Here is a 23,364-nt window from a genome sequence, read left to right as displayed (position 1 = left end):
GTGCCCTCGATGTGACACCGTTTCGGCCATACCACCCGTTCGGGTCAGGTGAATCGCGAGATCGGCGACCGCGTGTGCTGATCGTGGCACTCCTCGCGGTCGGTCACGCGATCCGGGGAACGAGACGTGCTCGGCCGGACACCGTTGGTGATCACGGGTCGGTGCGGAGATCGGCTGTCACGCAAGGTCTGCGAGGGTGTCCCCGGCCTCACCCGGCAGGACGAGAGGGTGCATCCGGCCGGTTCTGGCGTCACTCGTCGGTGAGCGGCTGCTTCTCACGCTTCGTGAACCGTGACACGAACCAGTGTCAACGTTCGTGGATGACGTCCCGGTGTCCTTCCGGTCACGGGACGGCATCGTCGCAGGATGCGCGGCGCGTCCCGGCGGGCGGGGTCCGCCCGCAGCGGGTGACGGCACCGGATCGGTGGGCCGGGCGCCTCCGCACGGGGGATCTCCCGGGGGCCGGACCGCCGTAGGCTGTGCGCCCGTGGACACGATCGTCGTCGACCACCCGCTCGTGCGGGCCCGGCTCAGCACCATGCGGGACGCCCGCACCGACAACGCCACCTTCCGGGCGGCGTTGCGCGAGCTCACCCTGATGCTGGTCTACGAGGCCACCCGCGCGGCGCCGCTCACCGAGGACCGGATCCACACCCCGGTCTCGCGGACGGTCGGCCACCGGCTCGCCGTCCCGCCGGTGCTGGTCCCGGTGCTGCGGGCCGGGCTGGGGATGGCCGAGGCCGCGCTGAACCTGATCCCGGACTCGCAGATGGGCTTCGTCGGCATGGCCCGCGACGAGACGACCCACCAGCCGGTGCCCTACATGGAGTCGCTCCCCGACAGCCTCGTCGGCCGGCCGGTGTTCGTGCTCGACCCGATGCTGGCCACCGGCGGTTCGATGGTGCACACCGTGGAGCTCCTGACCCGCCGCGGCGCCGACGACGTGACGATCCTCTGCGCGCTGTCCGCGCCGGAGGGGGTGGAGCGGCTGCGCGCGTCCGGGCTGCCGGTCCGGATGGTGACCGCCAGCATCGACGAACGGCTCAACGACTCCGCGTTCATCGTCCCCGGCCTCGGCGACGCCGGGGACCGCCAGTTCGGCGCGGTCTGAGCCGGCCGTGAGGCCCTCCCGGCGCGTCCTCACCGGGGTCGTGGCGGCGGTGGTGGCGGTCGCGCTGTCCGCGCTGCCCGCGGCGGACCGGCCGGAGGACGTCGAGGTGCCCGCCGCCGTCGACGATCCCGGGGTGGTGCGGGTGATGCCGCTGGGCGCGTCGTCGACGGTCGGGGTGGGGAGTCCGGCGACGGCCGGCTACCGCCTCCCGCTGTGGCAGCGCCTCGCTGCCGACGGCGTCCGCGTCGACTACGTCGGCTCCCGCAGCTCCGGCCCGGACGCGCTGCCCGACACCGACCACGAGGGCCGCTCCGGCTGGACGGCGGCCCGGATGGTGCCGATGACGGGTGGCTGGGTGCTGGCCGCGCAGCCGGACGTCGTGCTGCTGCACGCCGGCACCAACGACCTGCTGCAGGGGGCCGGCGCACGGGCGACGGCGGCGAGCCTGGACCGGTTGCTGGACCGCGTGTTCGCGGCCGCACCGCACACCCACGTGATCATGGCCGGGGTGTGGGCACCGCTGCCGAAGCAGCGGGCCGAGCGGGCGCGGCTGGCCGAGTACCTGCCCCGCGTCGCCGCGGCGCACCGGGCGGCGGGCCACTCGGTGGAGTTCGTGGACACCGCCGCCCTGTTCCCCGCCGGGCGGACCGCGGACGGCCTGCACGCCGGACCGGACGCCTACCGCACGATCGCGTCGATGTGGGCCGACCGGATCGAGGCGCACCTCGGGGTCCGGCCCGCCACCGGGCGCCGGTGACCGGGGTCAGTCCTCCGGCATGACGGTCGCGGCCACGACGGCGCCCAGCTCGCGGCACGCGGCCCGGGCGGCGGCGTCCGGGGGGCCGGCGACCTCGACCGGCACGGCCGCCGCGGTCCAGCCCATCGCCTCGGCGATCGTCGTCACCGAGCGGGTCGCACCCGAGGTGTCCGAGCCGCCGTGCACCCACAGCCCGTAGGGCAGGCCGCGGGTGTCGTCGGCGCAGACGTAGAAGACCTGGTCGAGGAAGTGCTTGAGCGCGCCGGACATGTAGCCGATGTTCGCCGGCGTCCCGAGGACGACGGCGTCGGCGGCGAGCAGGTCGCTCGCCGTCGCGGCCAGGGCGGCGCGTGCGACGACCTCGACCCCGGTGATGTCCGGGTCGGCCGCTCCCGCGCGGACCTCGGCGAGCAGCTCCGCGGTCGCGGGGGACGGGGTGTGGTGGACCAGGAGCAGGCGGGCGCTCATTCGGCGAGCATCCCGTCGACCTCGGCGCGCACCGCGGCCAGGCGCTCCGCGGCGACGGCCCGCGACGCCGGCACCGCGGCCACGTCGCCGGTGGGGTCCAGGGCGACCTCCAGGTAGGCCTTGAGCTTCGGCTCGGTCCCCGACGGGCGGATCACCACCCGGGTCCCGGGGCGGCGCAGCCGCAGCACGTCGGGGGCCGGGCGGTCGGCCTCCCAACCGGCCGGGGGCGCGGCGCGCAGCCGGGCGACGGCGGCGTCGCGCTCGGCGGGGGCCATCCGGATCGAGACGCCCCGGGTGGCGTGCACGCCGAACTCCGCGGCCAGCTCGTCGAGCCGCCGTGGCACCGACGACCCGGCCGCGGCGAGCCCGCGCACCAGGTCCGCGGCGACGACGGCGGCGGAGATGCCGTCCTTGTCCCGGACGCCGTCGGGGTCGACGCAGAGCCCGATCGCCTCCTCGTAGCCGAAGACCAGCCCGGCACCGGCCCGCACGATCCACTTGAAGCCGGTGAGGGTCTCGGCGAACCGGGCCCCGCGGGCCCGGGCGATGCGGGCGAGCATCGACGACGACACCACGGTCGTCGCGACCAGCGGGTCCGGCGTGGTCCCGGTCCGCAGCAGGTGGTCGCCGAGCAGCACGCCGGTCTCGTCGCCGGACAGCATCCGCCAGCCGTCACCGAAGGCGACGCCGAGCGCGCACCGGTCCGCGTCCGGGTCCAGCGCGACGGCGAGGTCCGCGCCGCTCTCGGCGGCCAGCGCGAGCAGCGCGTCGGTGGCGCCGGGCTCCTCCGGGTTCGGGAAGGCGACCGTCGGGAAGTCGGGGTCGGGCACGGCCTGGCTCGCGACGACGGCGACGTCGTGCACCCCGGCCCTGGCGAGCGCGGCGACCGCGGTCGCGCCGCCGACCCCGTGCATCGGGGTGAGCGCGATCCGCGGCGCGGGCGACCCGGTGTTCGCCGGCAGCGTCGCGATCCGGTCGAGGTAGGCGCCGGTGACCTCCGCCGGGTCCGGCAGCGGACCGAGCGGGACCGACACCGCGGGCGGTGCGGCGGTGATCGCCTCCTCGATGGCGGCGTCGTCGGGGCCCACGAGCTGCGCGCCGTCGGCGAGGTAGACCTTGTAGCCGTTGTCCGCGGGCGGGTTGTGCGAGGCGGTCACGGCGATCCCGGCGACCGCGCCGAGGTGCCGCACCGCGAACGCCACCAGCGGGGTGGGGACGGGGCCGTCCAGCAGGGTCACGGTGAACCCGGCGCCGGTCAGCACGCGGGCGGTGGCCTCGGCGAACGCGGCGGACCCGTGCCGGGCGTCCCGGCCGACGACGACCCGGCCGGTGCCCGCGGTCCGGGCCAGGTGGGCGGCGAGCCCTGCGGTCGCCCGGGTCACGACGGCGACGTTCATCCCCGACGGCCCGGCCCGCACCGGCCCGCGCAGCCCGGCGGTGCCGAAGCGCAGCGGCCCGGACAGCCGGTCGGCCAGGTCGTCGACCGCCTCCCTGGCGCCGTCGCCCCCGGCCATCGCGGTGGCCAGGACGCGCTGCAGCTCCGTGCGGGTGGCCGGGTCGGGGTCGTCGGCGATCCAGCGCAGCGCCGCGTCGCGCAGCGGTCCCGGGAGCACCATCAGACGCGGCCGACGAGGTCGCGCAGCAGCGAGCCCATCCGGGTCGCAGCGGCGGCGCCGGCGTCGAGGACCTCCTGGTGGTTCAGCGGCTGCCCGGACAGGCCCGCGGCCAGGTTGGTGACCAGCGAGATCCCGGCGACCTCCAGGCCGGCGGCGCGGGCGGCGATCGTCTCGGCGACGGTGGACATGCCGACCAGGTCCGCGCCCAGCGTGCGCAGCATCCGGATCTCGGCCGGGGTCTCGAAGTGCGGGCCGGGCAGCCCGGCGTAGACGCCCTCGACCAGCGACGGGTCCAGCTCGCGGGCGGCGGCGCGCAGCCGGGGGGAGTAGGCGTCGGTGAGGTCGACGAAGTGCGCGCCCTGCAGCGGCGAGCGGGCGAGGAGGTTGAGGTGGTCGGCGATCAGCACCGGCTGCCCGACCGACAGGCCCTCGGTGATGCCGCCCGCCGCGTTGGTCAGCACGACCGTGCGGACACCGGCCGCCGCGGCGGTGCGGACGCCGTGCGCGACCGGGTCCATCCCGTGGCCCTCGTAGAGGTGGGTGCGCCCGAGCAGGACCAGCACCCGGGTGTCACCGATGCGCAGCGAGCGGGCGGTGCCGCCGTGGCCGACCGCGGACGGCGCGACGAAGCCGGGCAGCTCGGCCATCGGGACCTCGGCGTCGGGGGTGCCGAGCACGTCGGCGGCCGGGCGCCAGCCGGAGCCCAGGACCACCGCCACGTCGTGGGTGTCGGTGCCGGTGCGGCGGGCGAGCTCGGCGGCGGCGTCGTGGGCGCGAGCGGTGGGGTCGGCGGTGTCGGCCATGGGCGCCAGCCTAGGGGGCGCCGGCGCCGTGGCCGGCTCAGCCCGGGGTGGCGCGGAAGCCCGAGGCGACGGCGTCGAACAGGCCCGCGACGGCGTCCTCGGCGCGCCCGGCGGGGGAGGTCAGCTGCAGGACCCAGACCCCGCCCTGCCGGTCGCGGCCGGGGACGATGCGCATGAGCGTGCTGCGCTGCGCGCTGCCGCTGCCGGTGGTGAGGGCGACCTGGCTGGAGCCGTCGGGCAGCTGCTCGACCGGCCCGGCCTCGACCGGGTCGACGCCCAGCGCCTCGGGGGTGAGCGCGTCGGTGACGGCCTGCACCGAGGTGGCCGCGCGGACCGACAGCTCCTGACGGCCGTCCGGGCTGACGAAGCGGACGACGACCGACCCGTCCGGGGTGGGTGAGCGGAACTGCGTCCAGCCGTCGGGGACCGGCACGGTGAAGCCGAGTGGGTCCGGGTAGGTGGTGCGCAGCGACCGGTCGGTGGCGACGGTGACCGTCGACAGCGGTTCCTGGCCGGCCAGCGCGCGGACCCCGGTGAACCCGGCGAGTGCGCCGAGCAGCACGAGCAGCGCGCCGCCGAGCACCAGCGGGACGGCACCGAGCACGGTGGTCGGGCCGGTCGCCGCGACCCGGGCGGGCGCGGCCCCCCGCGACGACGGCCGGGCCGGACGCGGGCGCTCCGCGGGCGGCGGTGCCGGTGCGGGCACGGGGTCGGCGACCGGGGAGCGGCCGTAGGTGCCGGTCCCGGTGGGCCCGAGCGGGCCGGGCGGTGCCGGTGCGGGCACCCGCGGCGGGGCCGCGGTCCCACCGGGCGGTGCCGGCACCCGCGCCATGACGGTCGGCACGTCCGGGGAGCCGGGGAAGATCGGGTCGTCGGGGTCGGCGAGCAGCGGGCGCAGCCGGGCCCGTACCTCGTCGAGCGGCATGCGGGCGGCGGGCTCCTTGACCATCAGCCCGGCGATGACCTCGGCGACCGGGCCGGTGACCGTCGGCACGGGGACGGGGCCGTCGACGACTTCGGTGATGGTGCGGACCGGGTCGCCGTCGACGTCGTAGGGCGGGCGGCCCTCGACGGCGGCCCAGAGCGTCGCGCCGAGGCCCCACAGGTCTGCGGCCGGGGTGACCGGCTGGCCCGCGGCGACCTCGGGGGCGATGTAGGCGGGCGAGCCGAGCACGAGGGCCGCGGAGGTCATCGGCGCGTCGGACTCGTTGCGGGCGATGCCGAAGTCGGTGAGCTTGATCCGGCCGTCGTCGGAGATCAGGACGTTGCCCGGCTTGACGTCGCGGTGGGTGATCCCGGCCCGGTGCGCGGCCCGCAGCGCCGCCGCGGTGCCGTGCCCGACGACGCCGGCCTGCGCGGCGTCGAGCCTGCCCAGCTCGGTGATCGCCGCGGCCAGGTTCTTCGACGGCACCAGCTCCATGACCACCAGCGGCTCGTCGCCGCCGGAGTCGAGCACGTCGAAGACGGTCACGACGTTGGGGTGCGACAGCCCGGCCAGCGCCCGGGCCTCCCGCATGATGCGTTCCCGCAGCTCCAGCTTCTCCCCGGCCGGGATGCCGTCGGGGATCTTCAGCTCCTTGAGCGCGACGCGGCGGTGCAGGACCTCGTCGAAACCCGACCAGACGGTGCCCATCGCGCCGCTCCCGAGCGGACCGTCGACGCGGTACCGCCCGGCGAACTGTCGGCGCTGGACCTCGCCCTCGGGAACGGACACGGCGCCGATTGTTCCATCGTGCCCGCGCGGCCCGTCCCCGCACACCGCCTCCGGCCGTGATCGTCACCGCCGGTGCGCAGGAGTGACGGTAGGTGACGGCGCCGGCCGGTCCGGACGGCGGACGGCGGCCACGGCGGGCCGGGCGTGCCGACGGTCACGGTCCGGTGGCGTTCCGGCCGCGGTCCGGTGTCGTCGTCGGCCACGCGTCCCGTGACGGGCGCCCGAACCGCCGGTGAACGGCGAGGACGCCCGTTCGCCGACGGGAGGAGCGGTCGCCCGAGCCCGTTCACCTGGGGAGGTGAACCCGCTGGCAGCACCCCGTCGACCCCTTGCCGCGCGGAGGCGTGAACGGACGATTTCGACTGGAACACCGCCGGACGGGTGAGCACCATCATGAGTGGTGGGACACGACCGATCGCCGTCCGCGTCGACCGCGGGCAGGCGGGCCGTTCCGGCCGGAGGCCAGTACGAGGAGGACAAGGTGACTGCGCTGCAGACCCGCACCGAGCTCCCGGAGATCACCGATCTCGCGGTCGACGATCTCGGCGTCGGCACGGGTCCGGCCTGGCTGGAGTCGTGGATGCGGGCGCACAAGGGCGAGATCGTGGGCTGGCGCCGCGCCATCCACGCCCAGCCCGAGCTGGCCCGTCGCGAGCACCTCACGACCGCGCGGGTCGCGGAGACCCTGGTGCGGGCGGGCCTGGAGCCGCGCACCCTCGCCGACGGCACCGGCGTCGTCTGCGAGGTGGGGTACGGCGAGCCGCTGGTCGCCCTGCGCGCGGACATGGACGCGCTGCCGCTGCAGGAGCAGACCGGTCTCCCGTTCGCCTCCGAGGTGCCCGGTGTCATGCACGCCTGCGGGCACGACGCGCACACCGCGATGCTGCTGGGTGCGGCCCTGGCGCTGCAGTCCGCGCCGTCGCTGCCCGGCCGGGTCCGGCTGGTGTTCCAGCCGGCCGAGGAGGTGCAGCCGGGCGGCGCGCTCGACGCCGTCGGCCAGGGCGTGATGGAGGGTGTGCAGCGGATCTTCGCGCTGCACTGCGACCCGCGTCTGGAGGTCGGGCGGCTCGGCACCCGGGTCGGGCCGATCACCTCGGCCTGTGACCTCATCGAGGTCCGGCTGACCTCACCGGGCGGGCACACCTCGCGCCCGCACCTGACCGCCGACCTCGTGCAGGCGCTCGGGCTGCTGGCCACCCAGGTGCCGCTGCTGCTGACCCGCCACGTCGACCCGCGCTCGGGCACCGTCCTGACCTGGGGTGCGGTGCACGCCGGGGACGCGGCGAACGCGATCCCGCAGTCCGGGCTGCTGCGCGGCACCCTGCGCACCGCCGACCACGCGACCTGGACCGAGCTCGAGGAGAAGCTGCGGGCGCTCGTGGCGGCCGTGCTCGCCCCCACCGGTGTCGGCTACGTGCTCGACCACGTCCGCGGTGTCCCGCCGGTCGTCAACGACGAGGTGTCCACCGGGATGCTGCGCGACGCCGCGGTGACCGTCGGCGGCGAGGCCGCCGACGCCTCCACCGAGCAGTCCTCCGGCGGCGAGGACTTCGCCTGGTACCTGGAGCACTCCGCGGGCGCCATGGCGCGGCTCGGGGTGTGGTCGGGCACCGGCAAGCAGCGCGACATCCACCAGCCGACCTTCGACCTCGACGAGCGGGCCCTGCCGTTCGGCTCGCGGGTGCTGGTCCAGGCCGCGCTGTCCGCGCTGGCACAGGCGGCCTCCTGAGCCACTGACGCACCCACCGACCCACCGCCTCCCGCGGTGAACGACGACGGCCCGGCCTCCGCACGTGCGGAGGCCGGGCCGTTCTCGTCGGCCGGTGGGCCCGGTCAGGAGTGGTTGCCGGGCGAGGACTTGCGGCTGGGCCTGCTGCGCAGCTCGTTCACGTAGTCGTCCGGGGCGCCCGCGGTCTCCGCGGCGTCGGCGATCACGCCCAGGTAGCGGGCCGAGGGCTCCCCGCCCTCGTAGGCGTTCAGCACGTAGATGAACGCGAGGACGCTGCCGTCGAGGGTGGCGACGCGCAGCCGGAGCTTCTTGTGCATGCCCAGCTCGCCGCCCTCCCAGCGGTCGAGCTGGCGTTCGTCGTGCTCGGGGACGTCGTAGAGCACGACGAACACCTGCGAGCCCGGCTCCTCCACCACGGTGGCGAGCGCGCCCTCCCAGGTGTAGTCCTCGCCGCCGAACGTCAGCCGCCAGCCCTGGAGCCACCCGGTCCCGGCCATCGGCGAGTGCGGGGCGCGCTCCTTCATCTGCTCGGGGTCCATGTTCGACCCGTACGCGGCATACAGCGGCACGCATGCAGGGTAGTGGGGAGCCCGACGGGGCCTCGACCCGCCCGGTCGTAACGATGGGACACGCGTACTGTGAGCCCCGTCGACGCTGGCGGGCGGGACCGCCTGCCGGTCCACCACCACCGACTTCTCCAGGGGGATCTCCCGTGACCCGCATCGTCATCATGGGCGGCGGACCGGCCGGTTACGAGGCCGCACTCGTCGCGGCACAGCACGGCAGCGAGGTGACCGTCGTCGAGCGGGACGGGATGGGCGGCGCCTGCGTCGTCTACGACTGCGTCCCCTCGAAGACCTTCATCTCCTCCGCGGCCGTCCGGGTCGACCTGCACCGTGCCGAGGACCTCGGCGTCCTGGTGGACCGCGGCAACTCCGCGGTCGACCTGCCCGCGGTCAACGAGCGGGTCAAGTCCCTCGCCCTCGCCCAGTCCGCCGACGTGCGGGCCCGGCTGGAGAACGAGGGCGTCCGGATCATCGCCGGCACCGCGCGGTTCGCTGGGCCCGCGGAGGCCCGCGCCGCGCACGAGGTGACCGCCACGCACGCCGACGGGACCGTCGAGGACCTCGTCGCCGACGTCGTCCTCATCGCGACCGGGGCCACCCCGCGGGTGCTGGACTCGGCTCGTCCGGACGGCGACCGGATCCTCGACTGGCGTCAGCTCTACGACCTCGACGAGCTGCCCGAGCACCTGATCGTCGTCGGCTCGGGCGTGACCGGCGCCGAGTTCTGCTCGGCCTACGTCGAGCTCGGCTGCCGGGTCAGCCTGGTCTCCAGCCGCGACCGGGTCCTCCCGCACGAGGACGCCGACGCCGCCGCGGTGCTGGAGGAGGTGTTCGCCGACCGGGGGGTGGAGATCCTCGCCCACGCGCGCGCCGACTCCGTCGAGAACACCGGCGACGGCGTCCGGGTCACCCTGTCCGACGGTCGCGTCGTGGAGGGTTCGCACGCCCTGATGACCGTCGGGTCGATCCCCAACACCGCCGAGCTCGGCCTGGAGAAGATCGGCGTCGAGACCGACCGCGGCGGGTTCGTCCCGGTCGACAAGGTCTCGCGCACCTCCGAGCCGGGTGTGTACGCGGCGGGCGACTGCACCGGCGTGCTCATGCTCGCCTCGGTCGCGGCCATGCAGGGCCGGATCGCGATGTGGCACGCGCTCGGGGAGGGCGTGTCCCCGATCCGGCTGCGGACCGTCGCGGCGAACGTGTTCACCCGGCCCGAGATCGCGACCGTCGGGATCAGCCAGAACGCGATCGACTCCGGCGAGGTCCCGGCCCGCACCGTGATGCTGCCGTTGTCGACCAACCCGCGCGCCAAGATGCGCGGACTGCGCCGCGGCTTCGTGAAGCTGTTCTGCCGTCCGGCGTCCGGTGTGGTCATCGGCGGTGTCGTGGTCGCGCCGGTCGCGAGCGAGCTGATCCTGCCGATCGCGATGGCGGTCCAGAACGGGCTCGGCGTGGACGACCTGGCCCACACCTTCTCGGTGTACCCGTCGCTGTCCGGGTCGATCACCGAGGCGGGCCGTCAGCTCATGCAGCACTCCGACCTGGACTGAACAGCTCGGCGAACCGGTCGCGCAGCTCGCCGTCGCCCGCGGGGGCGAGGGTGGACCACTCGGGTCCGCCGTGCGCGCCGGTCCCGCGGGTCAGCCGGTAGCGACCCCGCGGCGTGTCGACGACGGCGACGTGCCCCGGCAGCCGCGCCGGGCTGCCCCAGTGGTCGTGCCGGACGGCACAGATCTGCGCACGGTGCGCGGGCCCGGCGAGCAGGGAGGCGAGCCGGGCCCGCTGCTCGTCGTCCCCGGCGGTGCCGGGGTCGGTGCGTGCGTCCCCGTCGAGGACGCGGGCCAGCTCGGCGGTGGGCAGGGTCACGGCGGGCCCGGGGCCCGGCGCGCGCCGGGGCAGGGCCGACACCGCGGCGAACGCCGGTGATCCCGCCGCGGTCACGGTGACGGCCGTTCCGGTGTGGACGGCGAGGACGCCGTCGCCGTCGCGTTCGGCGGCGACCGCGCGCAGCGGGCCGTCGTCGAACCGGCCGCGCACCTCCAGGTGACGGTCGGGGCGGGCGAGCAGGGTCAGCAGCCGCACCAGCGCGGGGTCGGGTCCGGCCGGACCGGCGAGGCCGCGGGCGCGCAGCCCGGCGACGCCGGCCGCCACGACCCGGCGCCGCTCCTCGCGGGTGCGCCCGGGGGAGGGGAGCCGCAGCGCCACCGGTGTGGCGCCGAGTCCCAGGTGCTCCCAGACGACGTCGAACTCGGTGCCGGTGAGCACGAACGGCACCGACGGGATCCAGGGCGCGGGCTCAGCCACGGCCCCTCCACCGGGCCTCGGGACGCAGGACGCCGGGGTCGGGTCGGGCATCGGGCTGCTCCAGGGGGTCGTCGGGGACGGCGTGCCGGTCGGCGACGAGGCGCCAGGCCGGGACCCGGAGGTCGGCGGGCGCGCCTACGGCAGCCGCGACCGGCGGCGGGGCGGCCGGAACCGCGCCCACCGGCACGCCGGCCGGGGTGACGGCCGGGTCGCCGTGCGGCGGCACCGGCGGTAGGGCGTAGCGGCCGTGGGTGGCGGCACCGTGCGTGGCGTCGAGGTGGGGGACGGCGAGGTCGCCGGTGGTGACGGCGTGGTGGGCCGGGCCCGGGGGCCCCGCGGGAGTGGGGCAGTGCGGGGCGACGGCGTGGTCGGCGATGCGGGGCTCGGTGACGTGGGGCTCGGTGACGTGGGGGTGGGTGGTGTCGGGGCCGGTGGGCTGGGCGCCCGCCGGGCTCCCGGGGGTCGGGCCGTCGGTCGTGGGCCGGTCCGGCGCGCCGCCGCCGGCCGTGGGGTCGTCGGGCCCGGTGGGCGTCGCGCCGTGCGGGGCGGGATCGCCGGTGGCGTCCGGGACGGGGCCGTCGTGCGTCGACGGCGGCACCCCGTCCGCGGCACCCGTGGCCGGCACGCCGCTGGGGGCGCGGGTGCCGCTGGTCGTCGCGTCGCCGGAGGGCGGGCGGTGCTCGGCTCCGCTGGGCGTCGTGTCGCCCGGTCGGTCCCGGGCGTCGTCAGGGTGTGGTGTGTCGCCCGTACGTGGTGCGTCGCCAACGGGCGGAGTGTCGCCACCGGGTGGTGTGCTGCCAACGGGTGGTGTGCTGCCACCGGGTGGTGGGGTGCCGTCACCGGGCGGTGTGGCGCTGCCGGGCGGTGCCCCGTGGTCGGCGGCGCTGCCGGGTGGCGTCCCGCGGCCGGTGGTGTCGCCGTCGCCGGAGGGGCTCCGCCCGTCCCGGGCCTGCCGCTCCCCACGGATCGTGGCGCCGATCAGGATCCCGGCGCCACCGAGCGCCCCGCCCGCGAGCACCGCGGCGGTCACGGCCGTGCCGCCGTCGTCGGGGCCACCGCGGTCGCCCGGGGTGCCGGCGTCGCCCGCCGGGGACGCCGGAGCGGCCCCGGAGTCACCGGTCTCGGGGTCACCGGTCCCGGGGGCGGTGTCCGGTGCGGGGGTGCCGCCGGTGCGGGGGTCGTCGGTCGCGGCGGCGTCCGCGGGGTCCCGCCCGGCGGAGGGCCCGCCGACGTCGATCGGTCGCGCACCGGGCACCCCGGCCCGTCCGTTCCCGGTCAGCACCGCCGCCGTGAGCCCGCCGAAGCCGATCCCCGCGAACACCGTCGTCCCCGACCCCGCGCCGTCCACCGGGACCGGACCCGCGTCGCCGCCGGCGCCGCCGGTGCCGTGCGGGGGCCCGCCGGGGGGCGGGGCCGGGACGGCGGGGGAGGCGGCCGCGGTGCCGTCGTGGGTCACGACCGGGGCCGCGCCCCAGCCGGTCCACGGTGCGCCGGTGGCGTGGGTGTCGTCGTAGCGGATCATGAGCTCCGCGGCCCGACCGGCCGAGTTGCCCGCGGCGAGGTCGGCGGCCGCCCAGTCGTCGAGCAGGGCCGGGCCCACGGGTGCGGTCTCCGGCGGTGTCGGGGCCGCGGCGGCCGGCATCCGGGCCCGCAGGTCCGCGGCGAGCCCGGCCTGGGTGGCGAGTGCGTCGGCGGTGCGCTCGGCGTCGGCGGTGGCGGAGACGACCCAGCCGTCGAGGGTCCCGAGCGCCACGGTGACGCCGTCCGCGGCCGTGCCGGACCATCCCCCCGGCAGACCGCGGACCTGGCCGGACAGCTCGCGGTGGACGTCGGCGAGCGCGGCCGCGGCGTCGCGCCACGCCCGTTCCGCCCCGGCCGACGCCGAGGGGCCCGGACCGGCCGCCACCATCGCGGCGATCTCGGCGTGGCCGAGCCCCGCCCAGCGCGGCGCGGTCACCGGGCGCTGCCGTTCAGCGCGTCCGTCGTCGACTCCTCGGTGCGGGTGTAGGCGCGACCGGTGGCGGCGGCCGCGTCGCGTGCCCGCAGCAGCTCCGTGTGCACCGTGTGCAGCCGGCCGATCGCCGCGTCCGGGCCGTCCGCGGCGTGGACGGCGTAGCGGGCGGCGGCCTCGGCGCTGGCCGGGTCACCGAGCCAGGGCTCGACCCGGCGGGCGTCGGCGTCGAGGGTGCGCAGCGCGGCGGCCAGCCGGGACGCGGCCCGGTCGAGAGCCTCCGCCGCCCCGGCCGGGGCCGCCGGGTCGACGCGCAGGTCCGGGGAGATGTTGGGCACGTCGGCCTCCGGTGCGGACGGGCGGATCACGGACGGGCACACGCTAGGCCGGCACCGGTCGTCGCCGCGGGGGTTCGGCGGGGCCCGGTCGCGATCGCGAAGCCCGCACACGACGACACCCCCGTCCGCGGCCGGTCGGTACCGGTGCGGACGGGGGTGTGCGTCGCGGTCAGGCCGCCGTCACCTCGGCCGGGGCCGGGACCTCGACCGGAGCGCACCCGCGGAGCGGGCACGGCGGTGGGGCCCAGGGCCGTGGTGTCCCGTCGTGGGCGGGAACGGTCCCCGCGAACGGCCACCGGCCTGCGAAACGCTGCAGGTACCAGTAGACGAACAGGTGGTCCGGGTCCTCCGGGGCGGTGACGAACAACGCGCGTCCGCCCAGGTCGGTGACCCAGGCGGCGTACTCGTTCGAGACCTGGCCCGGTGGGCGCGAGGCCCGCCGGGTGAGGAGCCAGTCCTCCGCCCGGGTGCGCCAGGTCGCCAGCGCGGTCGGGTGCAGGGTGGCCCCCGGGAGCTCCCGGAGGTTGGCGGTGAAGGTGCCGATCAGGACCCCGCCCGCGCCGTACGCGGAGGAGGTCAGGGTGAGCAGGGAGTGCGGGCCCGGGATCGGGCCGTCGGTGTGGACGTGCGTCGTGACGTGGAACGTCGGCGACGCGGGGTCGAACTCTGGGGGCATGACGGATCCTGTGACGTCTCGGTCGAACTGGGACGGCTCACGGCGCGGCAGGGCCTGCGTGGTGAGCGGATCCGCGGCGCGGTACTCCGCGTGGCGGTAGTTCCGGGCCCCGTGGATCGGGCACACGGGTCGGCTGTGGAGTTGTCGTGGGTACTGCTCGGTGCATGCCGCGGGCGCCGGACGGCGTGCGCGACACACCGAGGACGCTAGAACGGCCGGGCGTGCCGGTCAACGGGCCGTGACCCGCTCGGCACCGCCCGTCGCCACGGCCCCGTCGCCACGGACCGCGGAGGGTGAGCGTGCCGGACCGGGTCAGCCCTCGTCCGCCAGCCGCCCCAGCACGACGACGTCGACCCGCTCGCCGTCGACGGTCCACGCCTCCCGCAGCCGGCCCTCCGGCACGAACCCCAGCGCCGCGGCGACGGCGGCGGAGGCCCGGTTCGGCTCGGCGTGGCACCAGGTGACGCGGTGCAGCCCGAGCCCGCCGAAGGCGAAGCGCACGACCGCCCCGGCCGCGGTGCGGGCCAGGCCGCGTCCGCGGGCGGCGGGCAGCGTCCAGCAGCGCAGCTCCGCGGTGCCGTGGGCCAGGTCGAGGTGCTCCAGGGTGATCTCGCCGAGCATCTCCCCGGTCGTCGGCTCGGCGACGGCCCAGGCGCAGCGGGTGCCGCGGGCCCAGCCGTCGATCCGGTCGGCGACGTGCGCGGTCACCCGTGCGTCGAAGTCCGGGGCCGCGGGGTCGGGCCGGTTGCGCCAGCGCCGGATCTCCGGGTCCCGGCAGGACGCGGCGACGGCCGGGCGGTCGTCCACCCGGCCGTCGTGCCGCAGCCCGCGCAGGTACCAGGCCCCGGCGTTGATCTCGACCGGGTCGAGCACCGGGTCGAGCACCGGGACGGGCACCGCGTCAGTCCTTGATCTCGCAGATCACGGTGCCCTGGGTGACCGAGGAGCCCTGCTCCGCGTCCAGGCCGGTCACGGTACCGGCCTTCGTCGCGGTGACCGGGTTCTCCATCTTCATCGCATCGAGGACGACGATCAGGTCCCCCACCTCGACGGTGTCGCCCTCGGAGACCGCGACCTTGATGATCGTGCCCTGCATCGGCGCGGTGACGGCGTCGCCCGAGGCCTTCGCCCCGCCGCCGCCCTTGCCGCCGCGCTTGCGCGGGGCCGCCTTGGCCGGGCTACCGCCGTTGCCGCCTCCGCCGAGGGCGAGGTCGCCGGGCAGCGAGACCTCCAGGCGTCGCCCGCCGACCTCGACGACGACGGTCTGCCGCTCGCCGGAGGTGTCCTCGGCGCCCGCACCGCCCTCGAACGGCGGAACGGTGTTGTTCCACTCGGTCTCGATCCAGCGGGTGTGCACGGTGAAGTCCTCGAGGGTCTCGGCGGCGTAGGCCGGGTCCTCGACGACGAGACGGTGGAACTCGAGCACGGTCGCCATGCCCTCGACCTTGAACTCGGCGAGTGCGCGCCGGGCCCGCTGCAGCGCCTGCTGCCGGTCGCTGCCCCACACGATCAGCTTCGCCAGCAGCGAGTCGAACTGGCCGCCGATGACCGAGCCGTCCTCGACGCCCGCGTCCATCCGCACGCCCGGCCCGGCCGGGTACCAGATCCGCTCGACGGTGCCCGGCGCCGGCAGGAAGTTCCGCCCGGCGTCCTCGCCGTTGATGCGGAACTCGATGGCGTGCCCGCGCGGCTCCGGGTCGCCGTCGAAGTCCAGCTCCTGGCCCTCGGCGATCCGGAACATCTGGCGGACCAGGTCGATCCCGGTGGTCTCCTCCGAGACCGGGTGCTCGACCTGCAGCCGGGTGTTCACCTCCAGGAAGGTGATCATGCCGTCCTGGCCGATGAGGAACTCGACGGTGCCGGCGCCGTAGTAGCCGGCCTCCTTGCAGATCGCCTTCGAGGCCTCGTACAGGGTCGTGCGCTGCTCGTCGGTCAGGAACGGCGCGGGCGCCTCCTCGACGAGCTTCTGGAAGCGGCGCTGCAGCGAGCAGTCACGCGTCCCGACGACGACCACGTTGCCGTGCTGGTCGGCCAGCACCTGGGTCTCGACGTGGCGCGGCTTGTCCAGGTAGCGCTCGACGAAGCACTCGCCGCGACCGAACGCGGCGGTGGCCTCGCGGACCGCGGACTCGTACAGCTCGGCGATCTCGGAGCGCTCCCGGGCGACCTTCATGCCGCGCCCGCCACCGCCGAAGGCGGCCTTGATCGCGACCGGCAGGCCGTGCTCGTCGGCGAAGGCGATGACCTCGTCCGCGTCCTTGACCGGGTCCTTGGTGCCGGGCACCAGCGGGGCGCCGGCCTTCAGGGCGATGTGCCGCGCGGTCACCTTGTCGCCGAGGTCGCGGATCGACTGCGGCGACGGGCCGATCCAGGTGAGGCCGGCGTCGATCACGGCCTGGGCGAAGTCGGCGTTCTCCGACAGGAAGCCGTAGCCGGGGTGGATCGCGTCGGCGCCGGACTGCTTCGCGGCACCGATGACCTTCTCGATGTCGAGGTAGGACTCGGCGGCGGTGGAGCCGCCCAGCGCGAAGGCCTCGTCGGCGAGACGCACGAACATCGCGTCCCGGTCCGGGTCGGCGTAGACGGCGACGCTCTCCAGTCCCGCGTCCTTCGCTGCTCGGATCACGCGTACGGCGATCTCTCCCCGGTTGGCGACGAGCACTTTGCGCAGTGCGGGCACGGTCGAACTCCTCCGGTCACGGCGCCGGCCCGATGCTCCGGCGCAGGGTTACCGGGGAGTGTAGGAGCCGCGGGCCGGGAAATTACCGGTGGGGAATGTGGTGATGGCAACGCCCTCACCCGTCCGAGCCCCGAGACCCCGTTCGTGATCGGTCCAGGCGTGACCGGTGCCACCACCGTGCGACCCGGCCGCGGGGCCGCGGGGCGGTCCGGCCGTCGTAGTGCAGCGCCGCCTCGCGCGCGGCCAGCTCACGTCGGGCGCCCGCACCGAGCCGACCGGCGGCCGCCAGCTCGCGGGCCAGGTCCCAGCCCTCCCGCTGGGCGCCGTAGGGGGCGACGCCGTCGAAGCGGGCGGCGAACCGGGCCTGCCAGTCCGTCCCGGCGTCGACGGCGAGCAGCGGCCACGCCGCGGCGACGAGCCCGGCCCGCTTGCGCAGCAGGGCGGCCCGGGCCGCGGCCAGCCGCGCCTCGTCGAACCCGGCCGGGTTCGCCCCGCCCGCGACGAGCGCCGCCACCAGCTCGGCCTGCCGTTGCGCGAGGTCCCCGCTCACGTCGTGCCCGTCCCGTCCGCGGCGGGCGCGGTCACCGTCCCGGCCCCGTGGCCGGAGTCCGCACCCGTCCGGCACGGCGACGCGTGCCCGGCCGCGGCCGCCACGGCGTCCAGCTCCGCGCACAGCTCCGCGGCGGGCGGGTAGCGGCCGTCGCGCTCCAGCATCACCGGCGGCGGCACCGGCAGCTGCGCCACGGTGTGGGTCAGCAGCGCCAGCACCGCGTCCGGGCCGGGGTCGGTGTGGGTGTCGTGCAGCAGCCCCGTCGCGTCGGCGGCGTGCCCGGCGACGTGGCAGTAGGCCACCGCCCCCGGTGGCAGCCCGGTGAGCAGCGCGTCGACGTCGGCCCGTGGGTCGCGGCCCCGGTTGCGGGCGTTGACGTAGGTGTTCGCGATGTCGAGCAGCAGCGGCGCCCCGGTCCTGTCGTGCAGCCGGTGCAGGAACTCCGCCTCGTCGAACTCGTCGTCGGGCCAGTCGAACAGCGCCGCGATCGGCTCCAGCGCCAGCGGGACGTCCAGTTCCGGCCGGGTCGCCGCCACGTTCGCGACGAGCACGTCGAGCGCCTCCCGGGTGCGGGGGAGCGGCAGCAGGTGCCCGGCCTCGACCCCGCCCGCCCGGGTGAACGCGATGTGCTCGCTGACCAGTGCCGCACCCGTCGCGGCGGCGCAGGCCGCGAGGTGGGCGACCCGCCCCGGGTCGACGCCCTCGGGGGAGCCGGGCGACAGTCGCACCCCGTGCACGACGACCGGCCTGCGCAGCAGCGACGCCGGGACCGCGTCGGGGTGCAGCGACTCGGCGACGACCTCGTGGAAGGCGAGGCCGTCGACGTCGTCGAGGACGGCCGCGATGCCGCTGCGCCAGCCGACCCCGGTCCCGCCCGGGACACCCGTCATCCGGTCACCTCCGCCGTACGAGCCGTTCCCGCAGCTTCACACCCCCCACGGTGCAGCTGCGGGAACGGCAGATCCGGTTCCCCCGTCGCAGGCTCAGCCGCCGCAGCCGCCGCCTCCGCCGCAGCTGCTCCCGCCTCCGCCGCAGCTGGTCCCGCCGCCGCTGTCGCTGCCGGACCAGCCGACGGCGCCCCCGCCGTCGGAGGAGCTGCCCCCGGTCGCGGCGGGCGCCCCGCCGAGCGTGCCGAGCTTCTGCGCGGCGAGCTCCTCGGCGAAGGCAGGCTCGGCGGCCAGCATCGCGCCCACTCCGAACGCCCCGACCGACAGCGCGGCCGCGGCGGGCCCGACGGCCGTCCAGTCCGGGCGCATCGACGGCGACAGCGCGTCGTGGCGGGACCGCACGGCGGCGAGCGCGGCGTCCCCGGCCCGGGTCCGGGCGGGCACCTGCGTCGCGAGGACCGCCGCGAACACCGCGGTGGCGGCGACGAGCACCAGCAGGAACCCGACCGGGCGCCCACCGCCCAGCCCGGCGGCGATCCGGACCGCACCGACGAGGGCGAGCGCCCCGACCGGCCAGGCGGTCGCCCGGTAGCGGGCCCGGTCGGCAGGGGACAGCAGCAGCCCCGCGGTCTCCAGCCGCTGGGCGGCCCGGGTCAGCTCGGTGCGGACCGGCTCGTGGGTGCCCAGCATCCGGCCCGGGGTCAGGCGCTGCGCGCAGCGGTGGATCGCGCGCTGCAGCGCCGACGCGCCGTGCCCGGGGACCCGGCCCGCCCGCACCTGGCCCGTGGTGCGGCCGGAGGTGACCAGGCTGCCGTCGACGTGCATGGCCGACAGGGCCGCGTACACGGCCAGCTCGGGCCCGCCGTTGAGGTACGCGACGTCCTCGGGCCTGCTGTCGAGGGTGCCGGCGCCGCGCGGATCCCCCTGCGCGATCGCCCGCCGCCGGCGCAGCACGATCCCGGACACCAGAACCAGCGCGACGACGTAGAGGACCAGGAAGGTCTGGCCCGGGATGCCCCAGGTGTCCCCGGTGAGGTTCGTGCCCATCTCCACCACCCCCTGCGGTGAGCGACACTTCGTCGTTCGAAGCAGTGTGCGCCCGCTCACCCCTGGAGAGTGATCGATTTGAGGTGGACTTGAGGAAGGTCCGCGCACGGGGAAAGCCGGGGTCACCGACGGTGACCCCGGCTGTCGCGGGAGTGAGCTCGTGGGGCCTCAGCCGGTGGCGGCCCGCACCTGGTTCTTGATGCGCGCCAGCATCGCGGCGATGCCACGCAGCCGCAGCGGGCTGACGGCCTCGGCGAGGCCGAGGTCGGTGTAGAAGTCGTCCGGGACGGCCAGGACCGTCGCGGCGGGCTGCCCGTCGAGCCCGGTCACCATGATCGAGGCGAACCCGCGGGTGGTCGGCGCCTCCTTCGGCGCGGAGAAGAACAGGTGGACCGGCCGCTCGCTGGGCGGGTCGCCCGGGGTGCCCGCCACCTCGACCGCGAGGAACAGCGGCGACTGGCACTCGTGGACCTGCTCCATGGTGTCCGCGGTGTCGGCGTAGCGCTCGGGCAGGTCCGGCAGCTCCTGGGACAGCTCCAGCAGCAGCTGGAGACGGTCCTTCGGGCCGACCGCGGCGAAGTCCTCGACCAGCTCGGCCAGGTCGGGGGGCAGTGTGCCGGGATCGCCGCTCACGCGGACCCGCGCTCCTGTCCCTGCACGATCGGCACGCGCACGGCGTTGCCCCACTCGGTCCAGCTGCCGTCGTAGTTGCGGACCCGGTCGAAGCCCAGCAGGTGGGTCAGCACGAACCAGGTGTGGCTGGAACGCTCGCCGATCCGGCAGTAGGCGACGACGTCGTCGGTGGCCGACAGCCCCTGCTCCTGCTCGTAGATGGCCGACAGCTCGGCACGGCTGCGGAACGAGCCGTCCTCGGCGGCGGCGCGGGCCCACGGGACGCTCGCGGCGCCCGGGATGTGCCCACCGCGGACCGCGCCCTCCTGCGGGTAGTCCGGCATGTGCAGCTTCTCGCCGGTGTACTCCTGCGGGGACCGCACGTCGACCAGCGGCTTGCCCAGGTGGGCGAGGACGTCGTCCTTGAAGGCGCGGATGCCGGAGTCGTCACGCTCGACGACCGGGTAGTCGGCCCGGGCCGGGGTGGGCTTCTCGGTGACCATCTCGCGGCCCTCGGCGACCCACGTGGACCGGCCGCCGTCGAGCAGTCGCACGTCGGCGTGGCCGAACAGGGAGAACACCCACAGCGCGTAGGCGGCCCACCAGTTGTTCCGGTCGCCGTAGACGACGATCGTGGTGTCCCGGCCGATGCCGCGCTCGGACATGATCTCGGCGAAGCGGGTGCCGTCGACGTAGTCCCGGGTGACCGGGTCGTTGAGCTCGGTGTGCCAGTCGACCTTCACCGCGCCGGGGATGTGCCCGGTGTCGTAGAGCAGGACGTCCTCGTCCGACTCCACGACCACCAGCCCGGGGTCGTCCAGATGCTCCGCCAGCCAGGCGGTGGTGACCAGGCGCTCGGGGTGGGCGTACTCGGCGAGCTTCGGGTCGGGGTCGTGTCCGACAGTCATGGCCGCAGGGTAACCACGTGCCCCGACACCCACACACGGGTCAGCCGCGCGGCGCCCAGAGGTCGACGACCGACACCCCGACCGCGCCCAGCAGGCGGCGCAGCAGCGGCAGGCTGATCCCGATCACGTTGGACGGGTCGCCGTCGATGCCCTCGACGAACCAGCCGCCCAGCCCATCGAGGGTGAACGCACCCGCGACCGCCAGCGGCTCGCCGGTGGCGAGGTAGGCCTCCAGCTCGGCGTCGGTCGGCTCGGCGAAGCGCACCCCGGTGCCGGCGTGTCCCTCGGCCTCCTGGGCGACCGCGCCGCCGGCCAGGCGCAGCACCGCGTGCCCGGTCAGCAGCTCCCCGGTGCGCCCGGCCATGGCCTTCCAGCGCCGCCGCGCCGTCTCCGGGTCGTGCGGCTTGCCGACCAGCTCGCCGCCGACGAGCAGCATCGAGTCGCAGCCCACGACCACGCAGTCACCGGTCAGCCGCTCGGCGACGGCGGCGGCCTTGGCCGCGGCCAGCAGCGTCACCACGGCCGCGGGGTCGGCGTCGGGGTGCGCGGCGAGCAGGGCGTCCTCGTCGACGTCGGAGACCTCCACGGCGGGGTCGGCCCCGGCGGCGCGCAGGACCGACAGGCGGGCGGGGGAGGCGGAGGCCAGAACCAGACGCACGCCGGCAGACGCTACCGGCCCGCCGTCGCGGCGCCGTGGTCCGTCGCCGGGTCGGCGCTGCGGTCCGGCCCGGCGACCCGGTGCAGGCGCAGCGCCAGGTGCAGGTGGAACCGCCCCTCCGGGGTGCGCCAGTCCGGGCCCAGCAGGTCGTCGACGCGTTCGAGGCGCTGGCGCACGGTGTTCGGGTGCACCGACAGCGCGTCGGCGGCCGGGGCGAGCAGCTCGCCCGCGGCGAACCAGTGCCACAGCGTGTCGGCCAGCCGGGTCCGCCGGCGCCGGTCGTAGTCGAGGACGGGCCCGAGGTGGCGCCCGACGATCTCCCGCGACGTGGTGCCGGTCCGGTCCCGGATCACCGCGCCGACCGCGCCGAGCGAGGCGAAGTCCGCGTGCCCGGTGGTGCGGCCCAGGGCGCGGGCCGCGGCGGCGACGTCGGCGGCCTCGGTGTGCGCCCGGCGCAGGTCCGACGGCCCGCCCGAGGGGCTGTGCGCGGCGCCGACGAGCACCGGTGTCCCGGCCGCGGCGAGCCCGTCGGCGACGAGTGCGGCCGCCCCGGTCCCCGCGCAGCCGGGACCGGTCGTCCCGGCGGAGGCGATCACGCACACGTGCCCGTCGTGCACCGACACCAGCCAGCGGCCCGCCCCGTCCAGGCCCCGGACCGCCCGCGCCGCGGTCACCGCACCGGCCGGGTCGACGTCGACGACCAGCACCGTCGCCGGGACGTCGGGGGAGATGCCGTACTGCGCGAGCCGGCTCCCCAGCGTCGGCCGCGGCGGCACCCGGCTGTCGACGAGCTCCTCGACCAGTGTGGTCTGGGCGGCCTCATCGGCCTGGGCCAGCGCCCGCTCGACCAGCAGCGCGACCGTCATGAACGCCGAGGCGTGCGCCAGCCGGGCGACGGCGTCGTCGTCGGCGCCCTCCATGACCAGCGTCGCCAGGTGCTCGCCCGCGGTGGTGATCGCGAGCAGCGCGTAGGTCCCGCCGCCGGGCAGGTGCGCGATCGCGACGCCGCCGGCCTGCTGGGAGGTGCGGACCGCCGCCCGCAGCCGCCACCCGGCCAGCTCCTCGGGGGTGAGCAGCCGCCGCCCCGTGCGCAACGCCCCGGACGGGTCGTGCAGGGAGAGCGGGTGCCCGACCGACTCGGCGAGCACCGCGAACACCCCGGCCGCCTCGGCGGTGGAGCCGGCCATCGCCCCCATCAGGCGTTCGTCGAGGTGCAGGAGGTGCTCCAGGCGCAGCCGGGCGCCGGGGGCGGAGCCGTCGTCGCGGGTGGTGCGCAGGCGGCGGATCTCCTCGCCGCGCCGGGTCTGCTCCAGTGCGACGGCGGCCTGGACGGCCATGTGCTCCAGCGCCGCCTCCGCGGCCGGGCCGAGGACGCGGGGCGCGCGGTGGGCCACCAGCAGCGCCCCGACCACCCGGCCGCCCAGGCGCATGGGGGCGCCCGCGATGGCCCGCACACCCTCGCCGCGCACGATCGTGTCGATCCCGGACAGGTGGTTGAGCGCCCGGTCGGCCAGGTAGTCCGCGGTCGCGACGGTGCCCGCGCCGGCCGCCGCGCGACCGAGCACCCCGGTGCCGAACGGCATCCGGATCGCGCGGTACTCCGGGGTGCGGACGCCGTCGGTCAGCTCGATGTAGGTCGTACCGGAGTGCAGGTCGTTGAGGCTGAAGTAGGCCATGTCCGCGCCGAGCAGCGCCCGGGTGCGGCGCAGGACGGCGCCGAGCATGACGTCCCGGTCGCCGACGTTCGCGAGGTCCACGGCCGTCTGCCCGACGGCCTGCAGGATCGCGTCCTGGCTGGGCTCGGGGAACGGCGGAGCCGGCTTCATGCGCCCGACCCTATGTCTGTCCGCGCCATGTCCTGCGATCAAGACAGGCGCATACGACCATGGACGCCCGACCCCGGCTTCCCGAGACTGGCCCGGCGACGAACTGCCAGAACCCTCCATCGACGAAGGGACTCCTCATGGCCACGGCGAACAAGCTCAGTGT

General features: G+C 76.4%; 22 protein-coding genes. 4 read left to right on the top strand and 18 right to left on the bottom strand.

Annotation, left to right across the window (positions count from 1 at the left end):
* The first annotated feature begins 487 nt into the window (after positions 1 to 487).
* Complete coding sequence (upp, locus tag Ae717Ps2_RS22540) at positions 488 to 1,111, top strand: uracil phosphoribosyltransferase (RefSeq protein WP_020625437.1); 624 nt, start codon at positions 488 to 490, stop codon at positions 1,109 to 1,111.
* 7 nt (positions 1,112 to 1,118) lie between these two features.
* Complete coding sequence (locus Ae717Ps2_RS22535) at positions 1,119 to 1,868, top strand: GDSL-type esterase/lipase family protein (RefSeq protein ID WP_075310272.1); 750 nt, start codon at positions 1,119 to 1,121, stop codon at positions 1,866 to 1,868.
* A gap of 6 nt (positions 1,869 to 1,874) precedes the next feature.
* Here Ae717Ps2_RS22535 and Ae717Ps2_RS22530 read toward each other — a convergent pair whose 3' ends face one another.
* From Ae717Ps2_RS22530 to Ae717Ps2_RS22515, 4 genes are read right to left on the bottom strand one after another with little or no spacing between them, the layout of a single operon-like run.
* On the bottom strand, positions 1,875 to 2,336 hold the full coding sequence (locus Ae717Ps2_RS22530; protein WP_075310274.1) for a flavodoxin family protein: 462 nt from the start codon (positions 2,334 to 2,336) through the stop codon (positions 1,875 to 1,877).
* A complete protein-coding gene (locus tag Ae717Ps2_RS22525; RefSeq protein WP_075310276.1) occupies positions 2,333 to 3,952 on the bottom strand; it encodes a phospho-sugar mutase in 1,620 nt (539 codons plus the stop codon). The genes Ae717Ps2_RS22530 and Ae717Ps2_RS22525 overlap by 4 nt, the downstream gene beginning before the upstream one ends.
* On the bottom strand, positions 3,952 to 4,755 hold the full coding sequence (locus Ae717Ps2_RS22520) for a purine-nucleoside phosphorylase (RefSeq protein ID WP_075310278.1): 804 nt from the start codon (positions 4,753 to 4,755) through the stop codon (positions 3,952 to 3,954). The genes Ae717Ps2_RS22525 and Ae717Ps2_RS22520 overlap by 1 nt, the downstream gene beginning before the upstream one ends.
* Before the next feature lie 37 nt (positions 4,756 to 4,792).
* The gene (locus Ae717Ps2_RS22515; RefSeq protein ID WP_233147662.1) at positions 4,793 to 6,469 is read right to left on the bottom strand and encodes a serine/threonine-protein kinase; all 1,677 of its coding nucleotides are present in this window, start codon (positions 6,467 to 6,469) and stop codon (positions 4,793 to 4,795) included.
* A gap of 481 nt (positions 6,470 to 6,950) precedes the next feature.
* Here Ae717Ps2_RS22515 and Ae717Ps2_RS22510 point away from each other — a divergent pair, with 481 nt between their 5' ends.
* Entirely contained in the window at positions 6,951 to 8,198 is a 1,248-nt protein-coding gene (locus tag Ae717Ps2_RS22510) for an amidohydrolase (RefSeq protein ID WP_075312800.1), read from the top strand.
* A 104-nt stretch (positions 8,199 to 8,302) separates the two neighbouring features.
* On the opposite strand, the gene Ae717Ps2_RS22505 is transcribed toward Ae717Ps2_RS22510, so the two are convergent.
* Positions 8,303 to 8,767: a gamma-glutamylcyclotransferase gene (locus tag Ae717Ps2_RS22505; protein ID WP_020624005.1), complete on the bottom strand. Its 465-nt coding sequence runs from the start codon at positions 8,765 to 8,767 to the stop codon at positions 8,303 to 8,305.
* Between the two features lie 143 nt (positions 8,768 to 8,910).
* Here Ae717Ps2_RS22505 and Ae717Ps2_RS22500 point away from each other — a divergent pair, with 143 nt between their 5' ends.
* Entirely contained in the window at positions 8,911 to 10,314 is a 1,404-nt protein-coding gene (locus Ae717Ps2_RS22500) for an NAD(P)H-quinone dehydrogenase (protein WP_020624004.1), read from the top strand.
* On the opposite strand, the gene Ae717Ps2_RS22495 is transcribed toward Ae717Ps2_RS22500, so the two are convergent.
* The 13 genes from Ae717Ps2_RS22495 to Ae717Ps2_RS22435 form a co-directional block, all read right to left on the bottom strand.
* The gene (locus Ae717Ps2_RS22495) at positions 10,289 to 11,068 is read right to left on the bottom strand and encodes an ESX secretion-associated protein EspG (RefSeq protein WP_158071536.1); all 780 of its coding nucleotides are present in this window, start codon (positions 11,066 to 11,068) and stop codon (positions 10,289 to 10,291) included. The two genes, Ae717Ps2_RS22500 and Ae717Ps2_RS22495, sit on opposite strands and share 26 nt — an antisense overlap.
* Positions 11,061 to 13,025 carry a PPE domain-containing protein gene (locus tag Ae717Ps2_RS22490; RefSeq protein WP_075333872.1) on the bottom strand — a complete coding sequence of 655 codons (1,965 nt, stop codon included), beginning with the start codon at positions 13,023 to 13,025 and terminating at the stop codon, positions 11,061 to 11,063. The genes Ae717Ps2_RS22495 and Ae717Ps2_RS22490 overlap by 8 nt, the downstream gene beginning before the upstream one ends.
* Positions 13,022 to 13,387, bottom strand: a complete 366-nt coding sequence (locus Ae717Ps2_RS22485; protein ID WP_075310284.1) for a hypothetical protein — start codon at positions 13,385 to 13,387, stop codon at positions 13,022 to 13,024. Before Ae717Ps2_RS22485 ends, Ae717Ps2_RS22490 begins: the two co-directional genes overlap by 4 nt.
* 139 nt (positions 13,388 to 13,526) lie before the next feature.
* Positions 13,527 to 14,033 (bottom strand): hypothetical protein, encoded by a 507-nt coding sequence (locus Ae717Ps2_RS22480; protein WP_051050033.1) that lies wholly within the window; start codon positions 14,031 to 14,033, stop codon positions 13,527 to 13,529.
* A gap of 312 nt (positions 14,034 to 14,345) precedes the next feature.
* Positions 14,346 to 14,930 (bottom strand): GNAT family N-acetyltransferase, encoded by a 585-nt coding sequence (locus Ae717Ps2_RS22475; RefSeq protein ID WP_139318928.1) that lies wholly within the window; start codon positions 14,928 to 14,930, stop codon positions 14,346 to 14,348.
* Between the two features lie 4 nt (positions 14,931 to 14,934).
* Positions 14,935 to 16,713, bottom strand: coding sequence for an acetyl/propionyl/methylcrotonyl-CoA carboxylase subunit alpha (locus Ae717Ps2_RS22470; RefSeq protein ID WP_075333870.1), 1,779 nt, complete (start codon positions 16,711 to 16,713; stop codon positions 14,935 to 14,937).
* Between the two features lie 115 nt (positions 16,714 to 16,828).
* Positions 16,829 to 17,263 carry a hypothetical protein gene (locus Ae717Ps2_RS22465; protein ID WP_139318929.1) on the bottom strand — a complete coding sequence of 145 codons (435 nt, stop codon included), beginning with the start codon at positions 17,261 to 17,263 and terminating at the stop codon, positions 16,829 to 16,831.
* A complete protein-coding gene (locus tag Ae717Ps2_RS22460) occupies positions 17,260 to 18,153 on the bottom strand; it encodes a DUF692 family multinuclear iron-containing protein (RefSeq protein WP_075333869.1) in 894 nt (297 codons plus the stop codon). The genes Ae717Ps2_RS22465 and Ae717Ps2_RS22460 overlap by 4 nt, the downstream gene beginning before the upstream one ends.
* Before the next feature lie 93 nt (positions 18,154 to 18,246).
* Complete coding sequence (locus Ae717Ps2_RS22455; RefSeq protein WP_075312804.1) at positions 18,247 to 19,197, bottom strand: TIGR04222 domain-containing membrane protein; 951 nt, start codon at positions 19,195 to 19,197, stop codon at positions 18,247 to 18,249.
* Positions 19,198 to 19,365: 168 nt separating this feature from the next.
* On the bottom strand, positions 19,366 to 19,830 hold the full coding sequence (locus Ae717Ps2_RS22450) for a SufE family protein (RefSeq protein WP_020622450.1): 465 nt from the start codon (positions 19,828 to 19,830) through the stop codon (positions 19,366 to 19,368).
* Positions 19,827 to 20,717 (bottom strand): sulfurtransferase, encoded by an 891-nt coding sequence (locus Ae717Ps2_RS22445; protein ID WP_075310290.1) that lies wholly within the window; start codon positions 20,715 to 20,717, stop codon positions 19,827 to 19,829. Before Ae717Ps2_RS22445 ends, Ae717Ps2_RS22450 begins: the two co-directional genes overlap by 4 nt.
* A gap of 40 nt (positions 20,718 to 20,757) precedes the next feature.
* Positions 20,758 to 21,375: a nucleoside triphosphate pyrophosphatase gene (locus tag Ae717Ps2_RS22440; RefSeq protein WP_075310292.1), complete on the bottom strand. Its 618-nt coding sequence runs from the start codon at positions 21,373 to 21,375 to the stop codon at positions 20,758 to 20,760.
* An 11-nt stretch (positions 21,376 to 21,386) separates the two neighbouring features.
* Positions 21,387 to 23,201, bottom strand: a complete 1,815-nt coding sequence (locus Ae717Ps2_RS22435; RefSeq protein ID WP_075333868.1) for a helix-turn-helix domain-containing protein — start codon at positions 23,199 to 23,201, stop codon at positions 21,387 to 21,389.
* Positions 23,202 to 23,364 lie beyond the last annotated feature (163 nt).

The organism is Pseudonocardia sp. Ae717_Ps2 (genome assembly GCF_001932475.1).
Classification (GTDB): Bacteria; Actinomycetota; Actinomycetes; order Mycobacteriales; family Pseudonocardiaceae; genus Pseudonocardia.
Note: the sequence above shows the minus strand (reverse complement) of the source record. Positions and strands in the feature narration are given on the sequence as shown.